12 protein-coding genes are annotated in these 18,270 nt (G+C 39.4%); 11 read left to right on the plus strand and 1 reads right to left on the minus strand.

Annotated elements, in window-relative coordinates; all coding sequences use genetic code 11:
• Window positions 1-324 precede the first annotated feature (324 nt).
• Window positions 325-2,661, minus strand: coding sequence for a response regulator (locus WA1_RS46360; protein ID WP_017744895.1), 2,337 nt, complete (start codon window positions 2,659-2,661; stop codon window positions 325-327).
• Window positions 2,662-3,701: 1,040 nt separating this feature from the next.
• On the opposite strand from WA1_RS46360, the gene WA1_RS46365 reads away from it, so the two are divergent.
• The 11 genes from WA1_RS46365 to WA1_RS46415 all read left to right on the plus strand — a co-directional run bounded on the left by WA1_RS46365 (window position 3,702) and on the right by WA1_RS46415 (window position 18,269).
• The gene (locus WA1_RS46365) at window positions 3,702-5,717 is read left to right on the plus strand and encodes a polysaccharide biosynthesis protein (protein WP_017744896.1); all 2,016 of its coding nucleotides are present in this window, start codon (window positions 3,702-3,704) and stop codon (window positions 5,715-5,717) included.
• Window positions 5,718-5,895: 178 nt separating this feature from the next.
• The gene (locus WA1_RS46370) at window positions 5,896-6,897 is read left to right on the plus strand and encodes a glucosamine inositolphosphorylceramide transferase family protein (protein ID WP_017744897.1); all 1,002 of its coding nucleotides are present in this window, start codon (window positions 5,896-5,898) and stop codon (window positions 6,895-6,897) included.
• An 11-nt stretch (window positions 6,898-6,908) separates the two neighbouring features.
• Window positions 6,909-7,661, plus strand: a complete 753-nt coding sequence (locus WA1_RS46375) for a hypothetical protein (RefSeq protein ID WP_017744898.1) — start codon at window positions 6,909-6,911, stop codon at window positions 7,659-7,661.
• An 8-nt stretch (window positions 7,662-7,669) separates the two neighbouring features.
• A complete protein-coding gene (locus tag WA1_RS46380) occupies window positions 7,670-8,920 on the plus strand; it encodes an oligosaccharide flippase family protein (RefSeq protein ID WP_017744899.1) in 1,251 nt (416 codons plus the stop codon).
• 32 nt (window positions 8,921-8,952) lie between these two features.
• Complete coding sequence (locus WA1_RS46385) at window positions 8,953-10,149, plus strand: glycosyltransferase family 1 protein (RefSeq protein WP_081403175.1); 1,197 nt, start codon at window positions 8,953-8,955, stop codon at window positions 10,147-10,149.
• Window positions 10,150-10,258: 109 nt separating this feature from the next.
• Window positions 10,259-11,743: a hypothetical protein gene (locus WA1_RS46390; RefSeq protein WP_017744901.1), complete on the plus strand. Its 1,485-nt coding sequence runs from the start codon at window positions 10,259-10,261 to the stop codon at window positions 11,741-11,743.
• Between the two features lie 176 nt (window positions 11,744-11,919).
• Window positions 11,920-13,140, plus strand: a complete 1,221-nt coding sequence (locus tag WA1_RS46395) for a glycosyltransferase family 4 protein (protein ID WP_017744902.1) — start codon at window positions 11,920-11,922, stop codon at window positions 13,138-13,140.
• A gap of 63 nt (window positions 13,141-13,203) precedes the next feature.
• Window positions 13,204-14,418: a glycosyltransferase family 4 protein gene (locus tag WA1_RS46400; protein WP_017744903.1), complete on the plus strand. Its 1,215-nt coding sequence runs from the start codon at window positions 13,204-13,206 to the stop codon at window positions 14,416-14,418.
• A gap of 18 nt (window positions 14,419-14,436) precedes the next feature.
• Window positions 14,437-15,102, plus strand: coding sequence for a sugar transferase (locus WA1_RS46405; RefSeq protein WP_017744904.1), 666 nt, complete (start codon window positions 14,437-14,439; stop codon window positions 15,100-15,102).
• A 147-nt stretch (window positions 15,103-15,249) separates the two neighbouring features.
• Window positions 15,250-17,148 carry a chitobiase/beta-hexosaminidase C-terminal domain-containing protein gene (locus WA1_RS46410; RefSeq protein WP_017744905.1) on the plus strand — a complete coding sequence of 633 codons (1,899 nt, stop codon included), beginning with the start codon at window positions 15,250-15,252 and terminating at the stop codon, window positions 17,146-17,148.
• Between the two features lie 59 nt (window positions 17,149-17,207).
• A complete protein-coding gene (locus tag WA1_RS46415) occupies window positions 17,208-18,269 on the plus strand; it encodes a hypothetical protein (RefSeq protein ID WP_017744906.1) in 1,062 nt (353 codons plus the stop codon).
• Window position 18,270 lies beyond the last annotated feature (1 nt).

Genomic DNA, 18,270 nt, shown 5'->3' on the forward strand with positions numbered 1-18,270 from the left:
CGCAATTCTGTACCATCAAGTCAATTGCAAGAAAGCAGAAAAATGTATAAGTTTAGAAAATGCAATATTGTTGACTATTGTTAACCACCTAATTTAAGATTAATTAAGATTCAACCCATACCAACTCATAGCTGATGAGAGGCGGCGCAATCGCTGTGGTTGTGAAGGGAAAATTTACCGATACAACTTAAAACCAAAATTTGCCGATGTTATTTTTAATGCAAGTATAGGAGAATTAATAGGACTGATGAGCACGGAGAGAGGGAGCCATTTATTAATGGTTGAATGGATGCTGCAACGTAACAATTCTGAAGAGTTGTAAAGTCAATTTTCTATGAGTGCAGGTAACACGCAGTTGCATCCAGTTGCTTTAGCGCGATCGAGAGCAATATTGGCAGATTTGTATAAAGATTGCAAATCATCGCCATCCTCAGAATATTGGGCTATACCTGCACTGGCAGTTACCTGAAACTTGCTGTTATTGCTGGCAATAAACTCGTGCTCGTGTAGTGTTTCTAGAATTTGAACAACCCGTTGGAGTCCGTGACTTCGAGTCATACCATACATACCAACTACAAATTCCTCTGCGCCCCAACGCGATACAACATCTTCCCCACGAAATGATTGCTGTAGAAGTTGTCCGAGTTGACGCAGCACGGCATCACCAGATGCATGACCAAAATCACTGTTAATTTGCTTGAAGTGGTCTAATTCTAGAATAGCCAAGCACATGGGTTGATTGTGCCTCAAACTCAAGCGTAGTAGTTTGTTCAAGTCTTGAGTGGCTCGATAACGGTTATACACTCTAGTTAGTGGGTCAATTTCTGCTAAACTCTGTTGCAGTTTAGTCCGTTCTAACCGATGGAGGATGCGAGTGACTAGTTCCGATCCCACGATGGGGTTGCTGACAAAGTCATCTGCACCTGCAGCAAAAATTTGATGAATAGTTGTGGTATCTATATTCTTGGCAAGGAATAAAATTGGCAATCCACCCCACCGTACATCATTTCGCACCACTTGACACAGTTCAATTCCATTCAAGTTGGGCATATCGAGGTTCACGATCAGCAAATCCGGTGCAGATGCTTCTAGAGTTTCCCAAAACTGTTGAGGATCGTTCTCTACTATTGCTTTCAGTCCCCAAGGCTCTATTAAAGCTCGTAAAGTGGCTGGGGTTTGGGGATTGTTGTCTGCAACCATCACCACTGCTTCTGAACCGACGTTAGTTGGTTGCAAGATGTGCGTGACGACTTGTATCACATCATTTGCAGGTATTGGCTTTTGTAAAAAAGTGCGTCCCCCCAATCGAGCCACTTTCAAACGAGCATCCAAATTGCTATGGGCTGTAAAGACTACAACAGGTACTGGTGGCGTTTGTAACAAAAGTTCTGCTAACAGGGCAAAACTCTCTTCAGTTGTATTGCCAACAATGGGGTCAAGTAAAACCGCATCAGGACGGACACAGTCAATTTTATCCCTAACTTCAAATAAGGTTGTAGCTACTTCTGCAATAATTCCTTGAGCTTCAGCCCTAATCACTAATTCACGCGCCAGTTGGCGATCGCTATCAACTACTAATAACTTGGGACGCCCGTCTTTTGAATTTGCCAACTTTGACACCGCTCCTTGGGATGAAGACTCAATCTCTTTACGTAAAGCCATCACCAACTTATGCAAGTATTTGGCTTCTTTAGTTGAAGGTTGGCTGAGTTGGAGATGATGTTTGATTGTACGAGCTAACTGTGCGCCTTTGTTCAAACCATAATGAGACAATGAACCCACTAGTATCTGAGCTTCTCGTTCAGCAAGAGTCCGTAGTTCCTGATTCAGTGTCTCTTGTAAATACGCTGTAGCCGCTTGTTCGAGGACAGCTATATGCTGGTTAATTCTTTTTTTAAACCGACTCTGAACTTCAGTCAATGCAGATGATGTCTGCTGTTGCTGTTTACTTTCCCCCTTAAGAGAGATGTTACTGATTGGTTTTGTTGGTAAAGCTTTGAGACGATACCCAATACCATAAACAGTTTCAATCAAATCGGCGGCGGCTCCCACAGCCTTTAGCTTTTGTCGCAATCCTTTGATTTGAGTTCTAACTGCTTCTTCTGTCGGTGTGTTTTCAAATGACCAAATATGTTCGAGAATTACATCACAACTAAACACTCTTTTAGGATATCGCATCAGCAACTCTAAAAGAGCATACTCTTTGGATGTTAACTGTATGGGTTGTGTTTCATAGCGCACTTCAAGATTGCTGGGGTCAAGGCGCAATTTACCCCACTCTAATATAGGTGATAGAGTGGAGCTATTCCGACGCAGTAAAGCGCGGATACGAGCAACTAATTCTTTGGAATCAAAAGGTTTTACCACATAATCATCTGCTCCTGCATCTAGCCCCATTGCTTTATCATGACCACTATCTCGACCTGTTAACAAAAGAATGGGGACTTTAGAACCGTGCGATCGCAACTGGCGACACAGGCTAATACCATCAAGTCCCGGTAACATGATATCGAGTAGTATCAAATCGTAGTTGAAAGCTTGTACTAAGTCCCAAGCTACTTGACCATTTGTTGCCACTTCAACTGCATAACTTTGATAATGGAGGAGTGCAGTGAGTGATTTCACGATCAATTCATTATCCTCTACAATGAGAATCCTCATGATTACTCATCCCTCTAATTTTTGTTTTTATCTGCGTTAAGAGTTTGTAACAATTTTTAGACTAAGACACAGCCAGTCAAAATCGCGCTTGAAGCTCAGCTTCAAACATACTAAAATGACAAAAATTTTGTTGAATTCAGCGACAATAACTGATTTTACATCACTTACTAGCCCAAGTTATTACACACTTTGGCTGCGTTTTTTATACATAAACCCATAACACCTAGACTGCAGTTTAATATAAAAATTCTCTGACTGCAACTTTAATTTAAACTTTAGGGATAAAGATTTGATGAATACAAAAATCTTAGAGAGTCTCAATCACCGTAGATATAACTATTAGGTTGCCGACCATTTTATACTTTATGGTGATGAACATCTTTAAAGTAAGAACAACCTATTTAACTGTTATCAATCAATCCCCTCAGACTTAAATTATATTTCACCTACACCGTTAAATTACTGAAAAGCCAGTATCAGAATCTTATAATTATTCTATCTTTGGAAGAATAAGAAAGAAATGTAATAATTTCATAAAGATAAAATTACAATATGTTAAGTGCAGATTCCCGACTTCTTAGAGAAGTCGGGAATCTTGCGCCGTCAGCCTTATTCAAATCCCCTGCTTTGAAGTATGGGATTAACTGGTCACTGGTCACTGGTCACTGGTCACTGTTAATCGTAATGACTCCCTTAATATTTTCTTAAGAATTTCCTCACAAGTGTCCCAACTTTGACCTTTATGTTGGAAATTAAAGAGATTCTAATATCTACGTCATTAAAAATATTGTGGCTTTTGAGTTGTCTAGCTGTAACTAATAGTTCTCAGCGTCTTCAAGAGTATTTTCAAACTCACATTAACAAAAAGTAGTCGCCGTGGAGGTACTCTATGTCGGGCATCAAATTTCATATCTTGTACCACGAGACCTTCAGACTAAAAGTTTAGGGCTAATGCCTTATGTTCCTTGAAATCCTACCCGTTCTGGTTGTGGGATGATCTGAATTTTTGTCTCTTCAACACATAGAAAACATACTTATTTATGACTTCTCAATGGCTCGGTCAAAAATCAATCAATTCTTTGCTGAGCAGCTTGCTCAATCTGAGAAACCGTCATTTGTTTATTTGCGATCTTGTTATTTTCTCCATCACTCCAATACTTGCATTAATCCTGCGTTTAGATGGCAATCTAGCTTTAGAACCATATGTTTCAGATTTAACAGCAGTGACAATACTGTTTTTAACAGTGAAACTCAGTGTATTTTGGAACTGTGGTTTTTACAGACGTTACTGGCGCTATGCTAGTGTTGAAGAACTCTCTTTTCTAGCCATGCTGATGTCAGCAGCCGCGATCGTTCAAACTTTAGTTTTTTACGTTGTTTACTATATATTTCATCATACTGTAGACAATCTGCCACATTCACTACCATTCATTGATGGTTTGCTTTCATGTATCTTTATAGGGGCATTGCGTTTTAGTGTTAGAGCTTTGGAAAGCGTTAACCCAAAACATACATTTAACCCACAAAAACGGGTGTTAGTTATTGGTGCAGGCAGTGCCGGGGTGTCTCTAGTTCAAGAAATGCAAAGAAATCCGCAACTTGGTTTTCATCCTGTTGCTTTCATTGACGATAATCCTCGAAAATTTCATGCACGGATTCGCGGTATTCCTGTTGTTGGCGATCGCGATCGCATTGCTGATGTTGTAAAATCTTTTGACATTCATAAAGTTATCATCGCTATGCCGACAGTTGCAGGACAAGTGATTCGAGAAATTGTAGATATTTGCAAAGCTACTGGAATACAACCCAGTACTCTACCTGGAATACATGAAATTCTCAACGGGCGCGTGCGAGTAGATAGCATTCGGGATGTGCGAATTGAGGATTTGCTCAGACGCGAACCCATAGAAACAGATATTGTAGAAGTTTCGCAATTTCTCAAAGATAAGAAAGTTCTGATTACAGGGGCGGGTGGATCGATTGGCAGTGAATTGTGCCGTCAAATCTTTAGATGCTGTCCTGCTAAAATGATACTGATAGGACACGGAGAAAATTCTGTATTCAATATTCAGCAAGAACTCGAACAGTTTGTTCAAGGTTTGAAAAAAAATGGTGTTTCACAAATAGAAACTCCCTGTATTTCTACCTTCATTGCCGATATCCGCTTTCAAGACAGGCTGAAATACGCTTTTGAGGAATTCCGTCCTGATGTGATTTTTCATGCAGCCGCACACAAACACGTTCCTCTGATGGAATTAAATTCACCAGAAGCAATCACCAACAATGTGCTAGGAACCAAAAATCTGTTGGATCTTGCCTTACAGTATGATGTGAAACACTTTGTGATGATTTCTACAGATAAGGCAGTCAATCCAACCAATATCATGGGCGCAAGCAAGAGAGTTGCTGAAATGCTAGTCTTACAAGCTGCTAGAGAAAGTAGTAAACCTTTTGTTGCTGTGCGTTTTGGCAATGTTTTAGGTAGTCGTGGAAGTGTTGTACCGACGTTTAAAAAGCAAATTGCTGCGGGTGGTCCGGTTACGGTGACTCATCCTGATATCTGTCGTTACTTTATGACTATTCCAGAGGCTGTTCAACTTGTTTTACAGGCTGCAATTCTTGGTCGTGGAGGTGAGGTGTTAATGCTGAATATGGGTGAACCTGTGAAAATTGTAGACTTGGCAAAGGAATTGATTCGTCTTTCTGGATATGAGGTTAATAAGGATATTGATATTGTGTTTACAGGTTTGCGTCCGGGAGAAAAGCTGTTTGAGGAGTTGTTTATTCCTGGAGAGGAGTATGAGGATACCGAACACGAAAATTTATTTGTTGTGAAGAATGCCAGTCGCATTATTTCTAAGAATTTGAATTGTCAAATAAATGCTTTGTGTCAAGCTGCTTATCAGAATGATTGTAATACTATCAAATTGTTGCTTGAAGAAATTGTTTCTGGATATAGCTCGGAATCTTTGAGGATTTATGCGCCTTTGGGTAATAAGTGGGGTGTTACAGTTCAGGAAAGTTTTCACGGGTTAGGAACTTTAAAATCGCTATAAGATTACCGATTTCTTTTCCTCTTTCTTTGCGCTCTTTGCGTCTTTGCGGTTCATTTAAATAAACAGTCTTCGAGTGGGAAAGGAGTAATTTGAATTATGAATTTTTCTTTTTTAACCGCAAAGACGCAAAGGACACAAAGAAAGAGGAAGAGAAAGTGCAGATACAAAGGAAGGAATCATGAGTATTGGGTTGGGGTTACATAATATATTTCAAAGGTTTGATACTCTCTCTGTGGGTGATGGGAAAAGTATTGCTTATTTTAAGAGGTTTGTTAGGTCTGTTATTAGAAGAAGATGTGAGTGGTCTATTGGGATTTATGTGGGTGAATCTCTGTTTGATTTTGGTTCGCCTGATGGGATGATTAATCCTGTTTTGACTGCAAAGGATGTCACGGATGTACCAGCCCTCTTTGTTGCTGACCCGTTTATGGTTTGCGATCGCAACACGTGGTATATGTTTTTTGAGGTGTTAAATGGTCGAGATAATAAGGGAGATATAGGTTTAGCGACGAGTGATGATAGTTTTAAGTGGCATTATCGACAAATTGTTCTTGATGAACCTTTTCATTTATCTTATCCCTATGTGTTTAAAGTGGATAATGACTATTACATGATTCCGGAAAGTTATGAGGCCAATTCTGTTCGGTTATATAAGGCGATCAATTTTCCGAATCAATGGTCTTTTGTAAAAATTTTACTGGATGGTTCTGATTATGTAGATTCTTCTATTTTTTATGACAAGGGAATGTGGTGGATGTTTACCACTTCTTTTAAGGGGAATATCTTGCGTCTTTATTATGCTAGTGAGTTAATGGGGAATTGGATTGAACATCCTAATAGCCCTGTTATTCAAGAAAATTTAAATATCGCTAGACCGGGAGGTAGAGTTGTTGTATCTGATGGAAAAATTTTTCGATATACTCAAGATGTTGAGGGCTTTTATGGCAATCAAGTTCGAGTTGTTGAAATTACTGATCTGACAAAAACAACTTATAAAGAAGTCGCAGTTACAAACAATTCTATCCTTAAAGCTAGCGGTCATGGTTGGAATAAAATTGGAATGCACAATATTGACCCCCATCAAACTGAGAAAGGTCAATGGTTGGCTTGTGTGGATGGATATCGTATAGTTTTTGTTTTTGGATTTGATAATAATTATAACTTGATTTGGAGATATTAGGTAGGAGAAAAATGGCTCTTCTGAGAAAAGAAATTATCTCAATAGCAGAAGTTTGGTTTGATGAAGAACTTCAAGATACGAGTTTTGTAGATTTGGTTTACTATCTTCAAAGAACAAATCCTATTGAAAAATTTGAATATCAGGATTTTTACACAATTTTAATTGATTTAACAAAAAATGAGGATGAACTTTGGAAAAAACTTCATGGAAATAATAAATATAAGATTAGACGGGCATCTCAAAAGGATAAAGTTATTTATCAGTTTTGGGATGGCGATCGCGTTGATGCTAAACTGGTGAATAACTTTTCAAATGCCTACGACAGTTTTGCTTTGGAAAAAGGTCTAAGCAAACTCAAAAGGAATCGCCTAATGCAATATGCAGAGGCTAGCATTTTAAATATTTCTACAGTCCAATTACCCGACGAGCGACCATTAGTTTGGCACGTTTATTATCGGGGAGAAAACCGAGTTCGTCTTTTACATTCTGTATCAATTAAGAAAAACAGCGAAATAGCAACCCAAATCATTGGACGTGCAAATCGTTATCTTCACTGGCAAGATATTTTGAAGTTTAAAAGTTTGGGAATAGCCGCTTACGATTTAGGAGGATGGTATGCAGGAAACACAGATCAAGAAAGACTAAATATAAATAAATTCAAAGAAGAATTTGGTGGTGAAATTGTGAAAAATTTTAACCAGAGTTATGCCACCACGATGAAAGGCAAGTTGTATTTACTCGCACGAAAAATGAGGGGGTTATAAGTTATAAAATGCAACACCACAAGCCACTCACATTAGGTCGAAATTTTTCTTGGACTTTTGCAGGTAATCTTGTCTATGCAGCTTGCCAGTGGTGTATTTTGGTAGCATTGGCAAAACTTGGCACACCAGAAATGGTGGGACAGTTTACCTTGGGGCTAGCGGTGACTGCACCAATCGTACTGTTTGCGAATTTACAGTTGCGGGCTGTTCAGGTTACAGATGCCAAAAACCAGTATCTTTTCAGCGACTACTTGGGGCTAAGGTTGGTGACAACAGCTTTGGCACTTGTGATGATTGTATTTGTAACTATCATTGCCGGATATCGTTGGGAGACATCTATTATTATCTTGGTAATTGGTTTGGCTAAGGCATTGGAGTCTTTTTGTGATTTGATTTACGGGCTTGTTCAGCAACACGAACGTATGGATTGTATTGCTATCTCTTTGATGCTGAGAGGTTTGCTGTCACTGGTGTTGTTAAGTGGTGGGGTATATCTTGCTGGGAGTGTGATGTGGGGGGCGGTAGGTTTGGCTGTTGGGTGGGCTGTTGTTTTGGTTTTTTACGACATCCGCAATGCTGTCTTGATTCTGAATAATTCCATCGCATTGCAACCGCGTTGGAGGTTAAAAACATTACTACAGTTAGTCTGGCTTGCTCTACCACTCGGTTTTGTGATGATGCTAATTTCTTTGAACACAAACATACCCCGTTACATTATTGAACAATATTTAGGTGAACGGGAACTAGGTGTGTTTGCTGCTATGGCTTATCTGACAGTCGTAGGGGGTATGGTGGTGAATGCACTTGGTGAATCAGCTAGCGCACGATTGGCAAAATATTATGCAGATGAAGATGGTGCCGCTTTCTGGCAACTCCTTCTTAAGTTAGTTGCGATCGGTTTTCTACTTGGTGTATTTGGTGTTTTAGTGGCTGTTGTTATGGGTCGGGAAATTCTGACACTCCTCTATCAGTCTGAGTATGCTTTGCAAGCTGATGTCTTTGTTTGGTTGATGGTGGCTGCGGGTATAGGATATGTCGGTTCTTTTTTGGGAAGTGGAGTGACTGCAACGAGACAATTTGACCAATTTCCTATTCCTTTTTTGGTTGCAACTATAATGACTGCGGGGTTTTCGTGGTTGCTAATACCTAGATATTCGCTTGTGGGAGCGGCTTGGGCTGTTTGTGCTTCTGCCTTCTTTAGCTGTGCTATGACAATTTTTATTCTTTTTTCGATTGAGCGTAAAAAACAAAAACTGTGAAGGTTGTTATGGGGGTGGATATGAAACCGCAGATGAACGCAGATGAACGCGGACAATTATTGGTCACTGGTCACCGATCGCTGGTCACTGAAGAAATTCGCATCCTTCATGTTCTTGGAAGCATGAATCGGGGTGGTATTGAAACTTGGTTGATGGAGATTTTAAGGCATATCGATCGCGATCGCTACAGGATGGACTTTTTAGTTCATACAACTCAACCGGGTGCTTATGATGAGGAGATTCGCGCGATGGGGTGTCGAATTTTTCCCTGTCTTGCTCCATCTCGCCCTTGGGCTTATGCCGTAAATTTTCAACGTATTCTGCGTGAGTTTGGACCTTATGATATTGTCCACAGCCACGTCCATCACTTTAGTGGTTATGTTCTTCGTCTAGCAAAGTATGCTGGTGTACCGATTCGGATTGCCCATACTCATACAGATACAGTTTCTAGCGAGCAGAGGGGAGGGTTTTATCGACGTATATATTTCCATTTAATGAAGTCTTGGATTAACGGCTTTGCAACAGTTGGTTTGGGGAGTAGTTATAAGGCGCTAGCAGCTATATTTGGTTCGGATTGCGATCGCGATTTGCGTTGGCGGGTGATTGATTATGGATTTGATTTGACTCAATTTCATGGGTATATCGATTCAGCCCAAGTGCGTGCTGAGTTGGGTATACCAGCTGATGCTTTTGTTATCGGTCATGTTGGTCGCTTTGCATCTGTGAAAAATCATACATTTATTTTGGATATTGCTGCGGAGGTTATTCAACGAGAACCAAAAATGTATCTCTTGCTTGTGGGTGATGGACCCCTGCGCCCAGATATAGAGCAAAAAGCCGTAGAATTGGGTTTAGGCGATCGTGTTATTTTTGCAGGTGTTCGGTCTGACATACCGCGACTGATGCGTGGTGCCATGGATGTTTTTCTCTTTCCCTCTTTGTATGAAGGATTGGGAAATGTCCGGCTTGAGGCGCAGGCTGCGGGGCTTCCCAGTGTTATTTCAGATGTTGTTCCAGAACAAGGAGATATTGTTCTACCTTTGGTGAAGCGGGTTTCTCTATCTTTGCCTGCTTTTTTGTGGGCTGAGATGCTTTTGCTACACAGAGATGCGGTTTCTAGAGTCAGTCCGTCGGATGCTTTCGCACAAATGGTAGATAGTCAGTTCAATATTAAAACAGCAGTAAAGCAGTTGGAGAATACTTATTTGAGTCAATTCATTGGTTTGTAGTTGCGCTTTAGCGCATATATTGTCACTACAAACTAATTTGAATTATAAATTTTTCTTTTTGAACCGCAAAGACGCAAAGGACGCAAAGAAAGAGGGAAGGAAGTATAACATGAATCAACAAAATATTAAGACTCAATCTCGTAACGATAGTGTTATCTTTGCTATCTTGATTTGTATTCTCACATTGGTCTTTTTCTTTCAAACTTCAGAGCAATTCCTTCATTGGTTTGTGATTCCGGTGACGTTGTGTGGAATCTTAATTTGTATTGATGCTATTGAATGGTTTCGGGGTCGGTTAGATATTTTTTCTCCTATCGGTGTCCTGGGTTTATTGGGTTTTCATTTTTTCTTTTTAGCGCCTTTACTTCATGTTGGTTGGGATAAATGGTTTGATGGTATTACGCCTCCTAACGATTGGCGACCTTGGTTGGGCGGTATGGCAATTCTTAACTTTTTGGGTTTGTTAATGTATCGCTTCTCCAGGGAGATTTATTTAAAGCCTGCTCAGGGAAAGCTAGCACAGACGGTTTGGATAATAAATAAGCAGCACTTTGCTATTGTTCTTAGTTTTGCTCTGACTCTTTGTGGTGTTTTGCAGTTACTGGTTTACAAACAATATGGAGGGCTTGCAGGATATATCAATGCTTTTGCCGATCTAGAAAGTCAGGCTGGGGTAGGTCAGGGCTGGTTATTGATGATTTGTGAAAGTTTCCCAATTATAGCAATGATGGGGTTTACAATCTATGCTCGCAATAAGAAATATTTGCAAAATTGGTGCGTACTACTCATCGTTCTAATTGTATTTTTTGGACTGAAGTTACTTTTTGGCGGTCTGCGAGGGAGTCGGAGTAATACAGTTTGGGCGCTGTTATGGGCTGTGGGTATGATTCATTTGTGGATTCGACCCATTAATAAAAAACAGATTGGTCTTGTCCTTGTCTTTGTGTTTCTTTTCATGTTCTTTTATGGTTTTTTAAAATCAGGAGGTATCGAAGGAGTTGAAGTTGCTTTCCAAGGACAGGAAGCACGACAAGAGTACATACAAGAAAAAGGTCGAACTTGGGATAATGTCATACTTGGGGATTTAGGTAGAAGCGATTTACATGCTTTTATGCTCTACAGAATTATGCATCCTGATACTGATTATCAACTAGCGTGGGGCAGAACATATTTTGCTGCATTTAGCATTTTAATACCCAAACCACTATGGCCTTTACCTGAAAAGCCATTTAACAAGTCTCAAGAAGGAACAGATTTACAATACGGAATGGGTTCATATGCTCCTGAAGACTTTGTATCCTCTAAGGTTTACGGGTTAGCTGGAGAAACTATGCTAAACTTCGGTCCTTTTGCTATTCCATTTGCTTTTATATTATTGGGGATTGTTGTTGGATATATTGAACGTTGGTTTCAGACCTTGTCTGCTTTAGATACTCGTTTGCTTATGCTACCAATGCTCGTCAATTTTAACTTTATTATTCTTGTTGGTGACTTAGATAATATCATCTTTTTTCTAGTCACAGTTGGTGCAGTTCCTTTTTTAGTGCTTCTTTTAAGTTCTAAAAAAACAATTGTGAATTTTAGGTTGGGTTGAAGTACGAACCTAACATTGATTAAGCATTTGTCGTATGGCAGTCCTATTTGATAGATAAAAATTATCAACCGCTAAGACGCTAAGAGCGCCAAGAAAAGAAAGAAGAGAGAAATTTCAAGATTTTTCAATCTAAAATCCAAAATCCAAAATCCAAAATCCAAAATCCAAAATTTTATATGCGTGTATTAGTCACAACCAGTGCTCGTTTTGCTATTATAAAAGATGGAACATTATGGACTTCCGATCCATCTGTATCTTATCAATTTTGGTCTCGATATCTAGACGTATATGATGAAGTTCATCTGCTAGTACGTGCAACACCACGTGACATACCACCGTTAGGATGGAAAATGGCGTCGGGAGTGGGAATTAAGCCAGTACCACTACCAGACTATCGAGGTGTATGGCAGTATGCCAAAAATTATCGTTGCGTCAAACAGATTGTCAATGACGCTATAGCCAATGCAGAAGCCGTACATTTACGCATACCTTGTGAAATTGGTGGAATGGTTCAACATTCACTAGAATCTTCAAGACCTTACGGTGTGGAGGTGATAGGTGACCCATATGATGTTTTTGCACCTGGTGCTTACAAACATCTGTTGCGTCCAGCTTTCCGTTGGTGGTTTACAAAACGATTACAGCATCAATGCAAACAAGCTACTGCGGCTGCTTACGTTACGGAAAAAGCTCTTCAACGTCGATATCCTCCTAACGCTGAGGCATTTTCTACTCATTTTTCCAGTATTCATTTGCCAACTTCAACCTTTGTCACTGCACCACCTTCACGAGGTGAAGTTCCACCATACATTCTCGTATGCGTAGGTACTTTAGCTCAACTCTATAAAGCTCCAGACATACTCATTGATGCGATCGCTATTTGTGTTCAACAAGGATTAGACCTGCGATTAATTTGGGTAGGAGATGGCAAATACAAGCAAGAATTGGAAGCAAGAACTCAAATGAGAGGCTTGAGCAAGCAAGTTACTTTTTGCGGTCAATTGCATAGCAGAGATGAAGTTATTAAACAGTTAGATCGAGCCGATCTTTTCGTTTTGCCATCTCGACAAGAAGGCTTACCCAGAGCCACAATTGAGGCGATGGCGCGAGGTTTACCTTGCATTGGTTCCTCTGTAGGGGGCTTCCCCGAACTACTACTCCCAGAGGAAATGGTACCTCCCAACGATGTAGCTAGTTTAGCAGCCAAAATTTCCGAAATCTTAGCAGACCCACAACGCATGGCTGTCATGTCAGCCCGCAATCTAGAAAAAGCCCAACTCTACAGAGATGACATCTTACGCCAACGCCGGATTAAATTTTACAAATATGTGCGCGATCGCACTCAAGAATGGCTGACCTATCGATCTTACACTCAACCTGAAATCACCCTCCTCTAATTCTTCTTTATCCGCGTTCGTCCGCGTTCATCTGCGGTTTATATTTCAACAGGAGCAAAAACAATGTCCAAAAACATTAAACTACTCCACATTACTACCGTACCCGAATCATTCAACTTTTTTAAAGGACAAATAGGCTACATGAAGGCACGAGGAGTTGAAATTCATGCCCTATCCTCTCCCGGAGACCTTCTAGAAGAATTCGGCAAGCGCGAGCAAGTGCCTACATATGCAGTTACAATGCCACGAAGCATTACCCCATTAAAAGACATTTACTCTATATTTCAAATTTGGCAGCACATACGACGTATTTGTCCCCATATAGTTCATACTCACACTCCCAAAGGTGGTCTATTAGGAACGATCGCTGCTTGGCTTGCAGGAGTACCTGTTCTGATTTACCATATTCATGGTTTACCACTGATGACGGCAAAAGGCTACAAGCGCGTATTGCTGACCTGGAGTGAAAAAGTTTCTTGCTTGCTAGCACATCGAGTTATTAGCGTCAGTCACTCAATTCGTAAAGTTGCCATTAGGGAAGGTCTTTGTCCACCAGAAAAGATAACAGTGATGTTAGGAGGTAGCTACAATGGTGTAGACGCATCAGATCGGTTTAACCTTGCCAATTTACCTTCCAACACCCGTCTAGAAATACGCAGAAAATACAGTATTCCAAAAGATGCGATCGTCCTTGGGTTTGTTGGTCGCCTCGTTCGCGATAAAGGCGTAGAAGAATTAGTAGGAGCATGGCAAATCTTACGAGAAGAATTTCCCAACCTGCATTTACTTGTTGTTGGCTATTTTGAACCCCAAGATCCACTCTCTGACGATGCCAAAGAATTACTCATGAGCGACCCGCGCATTCATATGACTGGAAGAATGAGTCATATGCCACCATTGTATGCAGCAATGGACATCTTTACCTTACCTACTTATCGTGAAGGATTGGGCGACGTTCTTTTAGAAGCATCAGCAATGAAATTACCTGTAGTCGCCACTGATATTCCAGGCTGTGTGGATGCCGTAGAAGATGGCTATACGGGACTACTAGTCCCACCTTGCGATCCTGAGGTATTAGCCGAGAAAATTCGGAAATATATACAAAATGCTAAATTACGCTACCAACACGGAAACGCAGGACGCGATCGCATTTTACAAAAATTCCGTCAAGAACCCATTTGGGAAGCCTTATACCAAGAGTATTTAAAACTTTTACCTCCCGATTCTGCATCAGGTATTGAAGAAGAGATAGTGCTGCTTCATTCCAAACTTTTTTAGAAAACAGAGGATACATCAATGATTACCAAATATTTACCAGGTGCTTATTTCTCTAGACATAGCAAAATCATCAAGTCTCTGCTAGATAAAGTTGTTGCAGCAATTGCACTACTAATTCTTTCGCCACTGATGTTGATACTGGCGATCGCCATCTACATTCAGATGGGTCACCCAATTTTCTTCACCCAACCCCGTCCCGGTAAAAACGCTCGTATTTTTACCTTCTATAAATTTCGGACAATGACAGACCATCGCGATGAAAAAGGCAATCTTCTTCCTGATGAAAAACGCCTGACAGCATTTGGGCAATTTCTCCGCAAAACCAGTTTAGACGAACTTCCTCAATTATGGAATGTCCTCAAAGGAGACATGAGTTTTGTCGGTCCCCGCCCATTATTAGTGAGATACCTCGATCGCTACACATCCGAACAAGCACACCGCCACGAAGTCAAACCAGGTATCACGGGTTTAGCACAAATTAAAGGTCGTAACGCTATTAGTTGGGAGGAAAAATTTAAACTTGATGTTTGGTACGTAAATAATTGGAGTTTATGGCTGGACTTAAAAATTCTTTATCTAACAGCCTTTAAAGTTTTGCAGCAAGAAGGAATCAGCCAACAAGGCTATATTTCATCAGAAGAATTTAGAGGTCAGTTGAATCCCACAGTCAGTAAATTGAGTTAAGCGATCGCCTACTCTCTGGGTACTCTGCGCCTAGTAAGGTTAAAAAATAATTTGTTGAACCGCAGAGGACGCAGAGAACACAGAGAAAAGAGAAATAATGCTACCAAACTTTCTTCTTCGCAACGAGTGCGTGAGACAAAAATATATATGCAAAACTTCACCGCATTTACCAGAGCTATAGCCATAACTACAGCCTTATGGCTCAGTACTATACTACCAACCGTACCATCAAAAACGGTAAGAACAGTCATAGACAATGAAAGAGGATTGTACTACGTATTTCCCCACGATCAAGACTGGACAAAAGTTGGTGCTTACATAGGTTTACCTCATTATAATGATATTTTCTCCGCCATGAATCCCGAAGCCATTCAAGGTATTCATGGGCGTTTTCAACACTTTCATCCCCAGGATGAAGATGACTATGTTTATTTTCCATATGCTGAGTTAAAAAAATATGAATTAGATGAGTTAGCCCAACGCCGTCCTCCTCTTTGGATAACTGCCACTTATCAAGGAAAGAAAAGACCTGTCATTTTTGAGTGGCAATCAAAAGAAAAAGCACAAGCAGTTAATATTGGCGACCAACGCTATATTGATTTTTTTATTAAAAACTATATCCGCAACAGACTTCAAAAAGGTTCATATCAAAATTTGTGGGTGGGATTAGACAATTGTGCTTTTATCTACAATCTTTATGGTGTATTTGATGATCGAGGCAATTATACTAACAAAATAAAATGGGATAAATCGTTTCCACAAAATGATAGAGAATTTTTACAAGCAGTTCAATACTTTTTTAAACGTTTAAAAGAACTTGCACCAGATATCAAAACTATTTGTAATGAAGGAAGCATCTCTGATGAGAGCCAGTATAAAGAAATCTTTGCTCATACTGATGGAGTATTACTAGAAGATTTTCTTGGCGAAATTTATAGTTCTGGTAGCGATTATGCAAGGTTAAGAACTTATCGTTCTTACAGACGAATGCAAAATTTTTCAGCCAATAAAGTACAGATATATCAACCTAACACGCGTAACAAAGATGAACTTATTCGCAATATGTATCTTGCTTATTTGATTTTTGCAGGCGAAAACCGCTTTTATAGTGGTGATGATGGTCACAGTCTAGAAATCGATCCAAAACGCTATACAAAAATTAAGAATTTACTTGGCAATTCTACAAATCCAGCACAAGACAAACAAGAGCTAGGCAAAGGTGAAGGATACCGTCTTTATTGGAGAATTTTTGAGGGAGGAATTGCTTATTTTAATTTAACAGGAAAAACTCAGATAATAAATTTAAACTCAGGTAAGAAATACTTTGATGAAAATGGAAATTCTATAAAACGTATTTCCATTAAGGATAAAGAAGCAAAGTATACGCTTTTCACTGCTGGAAGTCGAACTGCAAAACCTGTATTTTATCCAATCAGAACAACATCTGTGGCTGATTCAGTTTCTGTTCAACTCAGCACAACAGCACCAAATGCATCTATTCGGTACACTCTTGATGGTAGTGAACCCAGTCAAAAATCTTTACTTTATACAAGCTCAATTAAGCTAACTAAAAGTACAGTACTGAAAGCTAAAGCTTTTGGCTTAAATTTACACGAAAGCTTTGTTTCTACAACTCTTTATAGTATTACAAATAAACAACCATCTGTAGAATTTTATCTCAATAGCAACAGTGGTAGCGAATTTCTTAAAGCCGATTATCCCTTAGTATCGCTCAGCCATCTTTCAGCAAAACCTATAACAGTTAATTATTCTGTCACAGGTGGAACAGCAACAAGCAATGAAGATTATAACTTACTTTCCGGAACTCTCACCTTTTTACCAGGAGAAAAGTATAAGTATTTTCCTATTGAAATTAGAAATGATAGCAAAATCGAAAACAATGAAACTATCAAAGTATCACTTTTGCAATCTAATAATGCAAATTTAGGAAATCAGAGACTGTATACATACACTATTCAAGATAACGATCGCTCATCTTTCAAAAAAACCGGGTTTCTTACAAATTATACAATCTCTATCCCTTGATTGTTCGCCCAGAAACTCTGTTTTTGAAGTATCTAGTCAATTAAATTAGGAATCAAACCATGGTAACTCAAATTATTACTTTATCCAGTGACTTATGGATGAACACCTTGAAAACACTTCCACATGATATTTATCACGAACCGGAGTATATATACGTGGATGCCATTAGAACTAACACAATACCAGAAGCTATTTTATTGACTCAAGATGATAAACTCTTCTTTTTACCTTATTTACTACGCTGTTGCGCTCCAGAGGAAAAAGAAGTTTTTGATGTTATCTCTCCTTATGGATATCCCGGAATTTTGTTCAATGAAGCAGCAACTCATTCACCTCAGTTTTTAAAACAAGCAATTGAAGAGTTAAAGACTGTATTGTTTTATAAAAACGTGTGCTCGGCATTTTTTCGACTTCACCCAATTCTTAATCAAGGTTTAGACAAGCTTTTACCTCCTCGTGTTTGTCAAGTCAGTGGTGAAACTATTTCTATCAATTTAGAGCTTTCTGAAGTAGAAATATGGCAACAAACGCGCAATAGCGATCGCACGAGAATTAGTAAGTGCAAACGTGCGGGTATGGTAGCCAAAATGGTTCCATTTATGGAGTACATCGATGATTTTATTGAAATATATGAAGAAACAATGCATCGCGTGGAGGCTAATAATTCCTATTACTTTGATTATAGCTACTATTTAAATTTGGCAATCTTAGGCAAAAAAATTCATTTATGTATTGTTGAATGGCAAGGGGAAGTCACTTGTGCTGGGTTGTTCACAGAATGCTGTGGTATTGTACAATTCCATCTTTCAGGAACAAGAGAGCGATTTTTGAAACAAGCACCAAGTAAACTCATGTTAGATTATGTGAGATTTTGGGCTAAAGAACGAGGCAATAAAGTTTTCCATTTGGGCGGTGGAGTGGGAAGTTCTCATGATAGCCTTTATGAGTTTAAATCAGGTTTTTCCAAACAAAGACACAATTTTTTAACCATGCGCCTGATTATTAATGAAAAAAAGTATCTGGATCTAGTTAATTTCCAAGCACAAATGTTGGAGACAGAACCTGAAAAATTACTCGTCAATGGTTTTTTCCCCGCATATCGTTGCACAGCCATCAAATAGT

Origin of the sequence: Scytonema hofmannii PCC 7110 (genome assembly GCF_000346485.2) — a bacterium.
In the GTDB taxonomy this organism is placed as follows: Bacteria; Cyanobacteriota; Cyanobacteriia; order Cyanobacteriales; family Nostocaceae; genus Scytonema; species Scytonema hofmannii.

Coding starts and splice junctions, on each gene's coding strand:
- WA1_RS46360 (WP_017744895.1), bottom strand. CDS start 2,661: ATGAGGATTCTCATTGTAGAGGATAATGAATTGATCGTGAAATCACTC.
- WA1_RS46365 (WP_017744896.1), top strand. CDS start 3,702: ATGACTTCTCAATGGCTCGGTCAAAAATCAATCAATTCTTTGCTGAGC.
- WA1_RS46370 (WP_017744897.1), top strand. CDS start 5,896: ATGAGTATTGGGTTGGGGTTACATAATATATTTCAAAGGTTTGATACT.
- WA1_RS46375 (WP_017744898.1), top strand. CDS start 6,909: ATGGCTCTTCTGAGAAAAGAAATTATCTCAATAGCAGAAGTTTGGTTT.
- WA1_RS46380 (WP_017744899.1), top strand. CDS start 7,670: ATGCAACACCACAAGCCACTCACATTAGGTCGAAATTTTTCTTGGACT.
- WA1_RS46385 (WP_081403175.1), top strand. CDS start 8,953: ATGAACGCAGATGAACGCGGACAATTATTGGTCACTGGTCACCGATCG.
- WA1_RS46390 (WP_017744901.1), top strand. CDS start 10,259: ATGAATCAACAAAATATTAAGACTCAATCTCGTAACGATAGTGTTATC.
- WA1_RS46395 (WP_017744902.1), top strand. CDS start 11,920: ATGCGTGTATTAGTCACAACCAGTGCTCGTTTTGCTATTATAAAAGAT.
- WA1_RS46400 (WP_017744903.1), top strand. CDS start 13,204: ATGTCCAAAAACATTAAACTACTCCACATTACTACCGTACCCGAATCA.
- WA1_RS46405 (WP_017744904.1), top strand. CDS start 14,437: ATGATTACCAAATATTTACCAGGTGCTTATTTCTCTAGACATAGCAAA.
- WA1_RS46410 (WP_017744905.1), top strand. CDS start 15,250: ATGCAAAACTTCACCGCATTTACCAGAGCTATAGCCATAACTACAGCC.
- WA1_RS46415 (WP_017744906.1), top strand. CDS start 17,208: ATGGTAACTCAAATTATTACTTTATCCAGTGACTTATGGATGAACACC.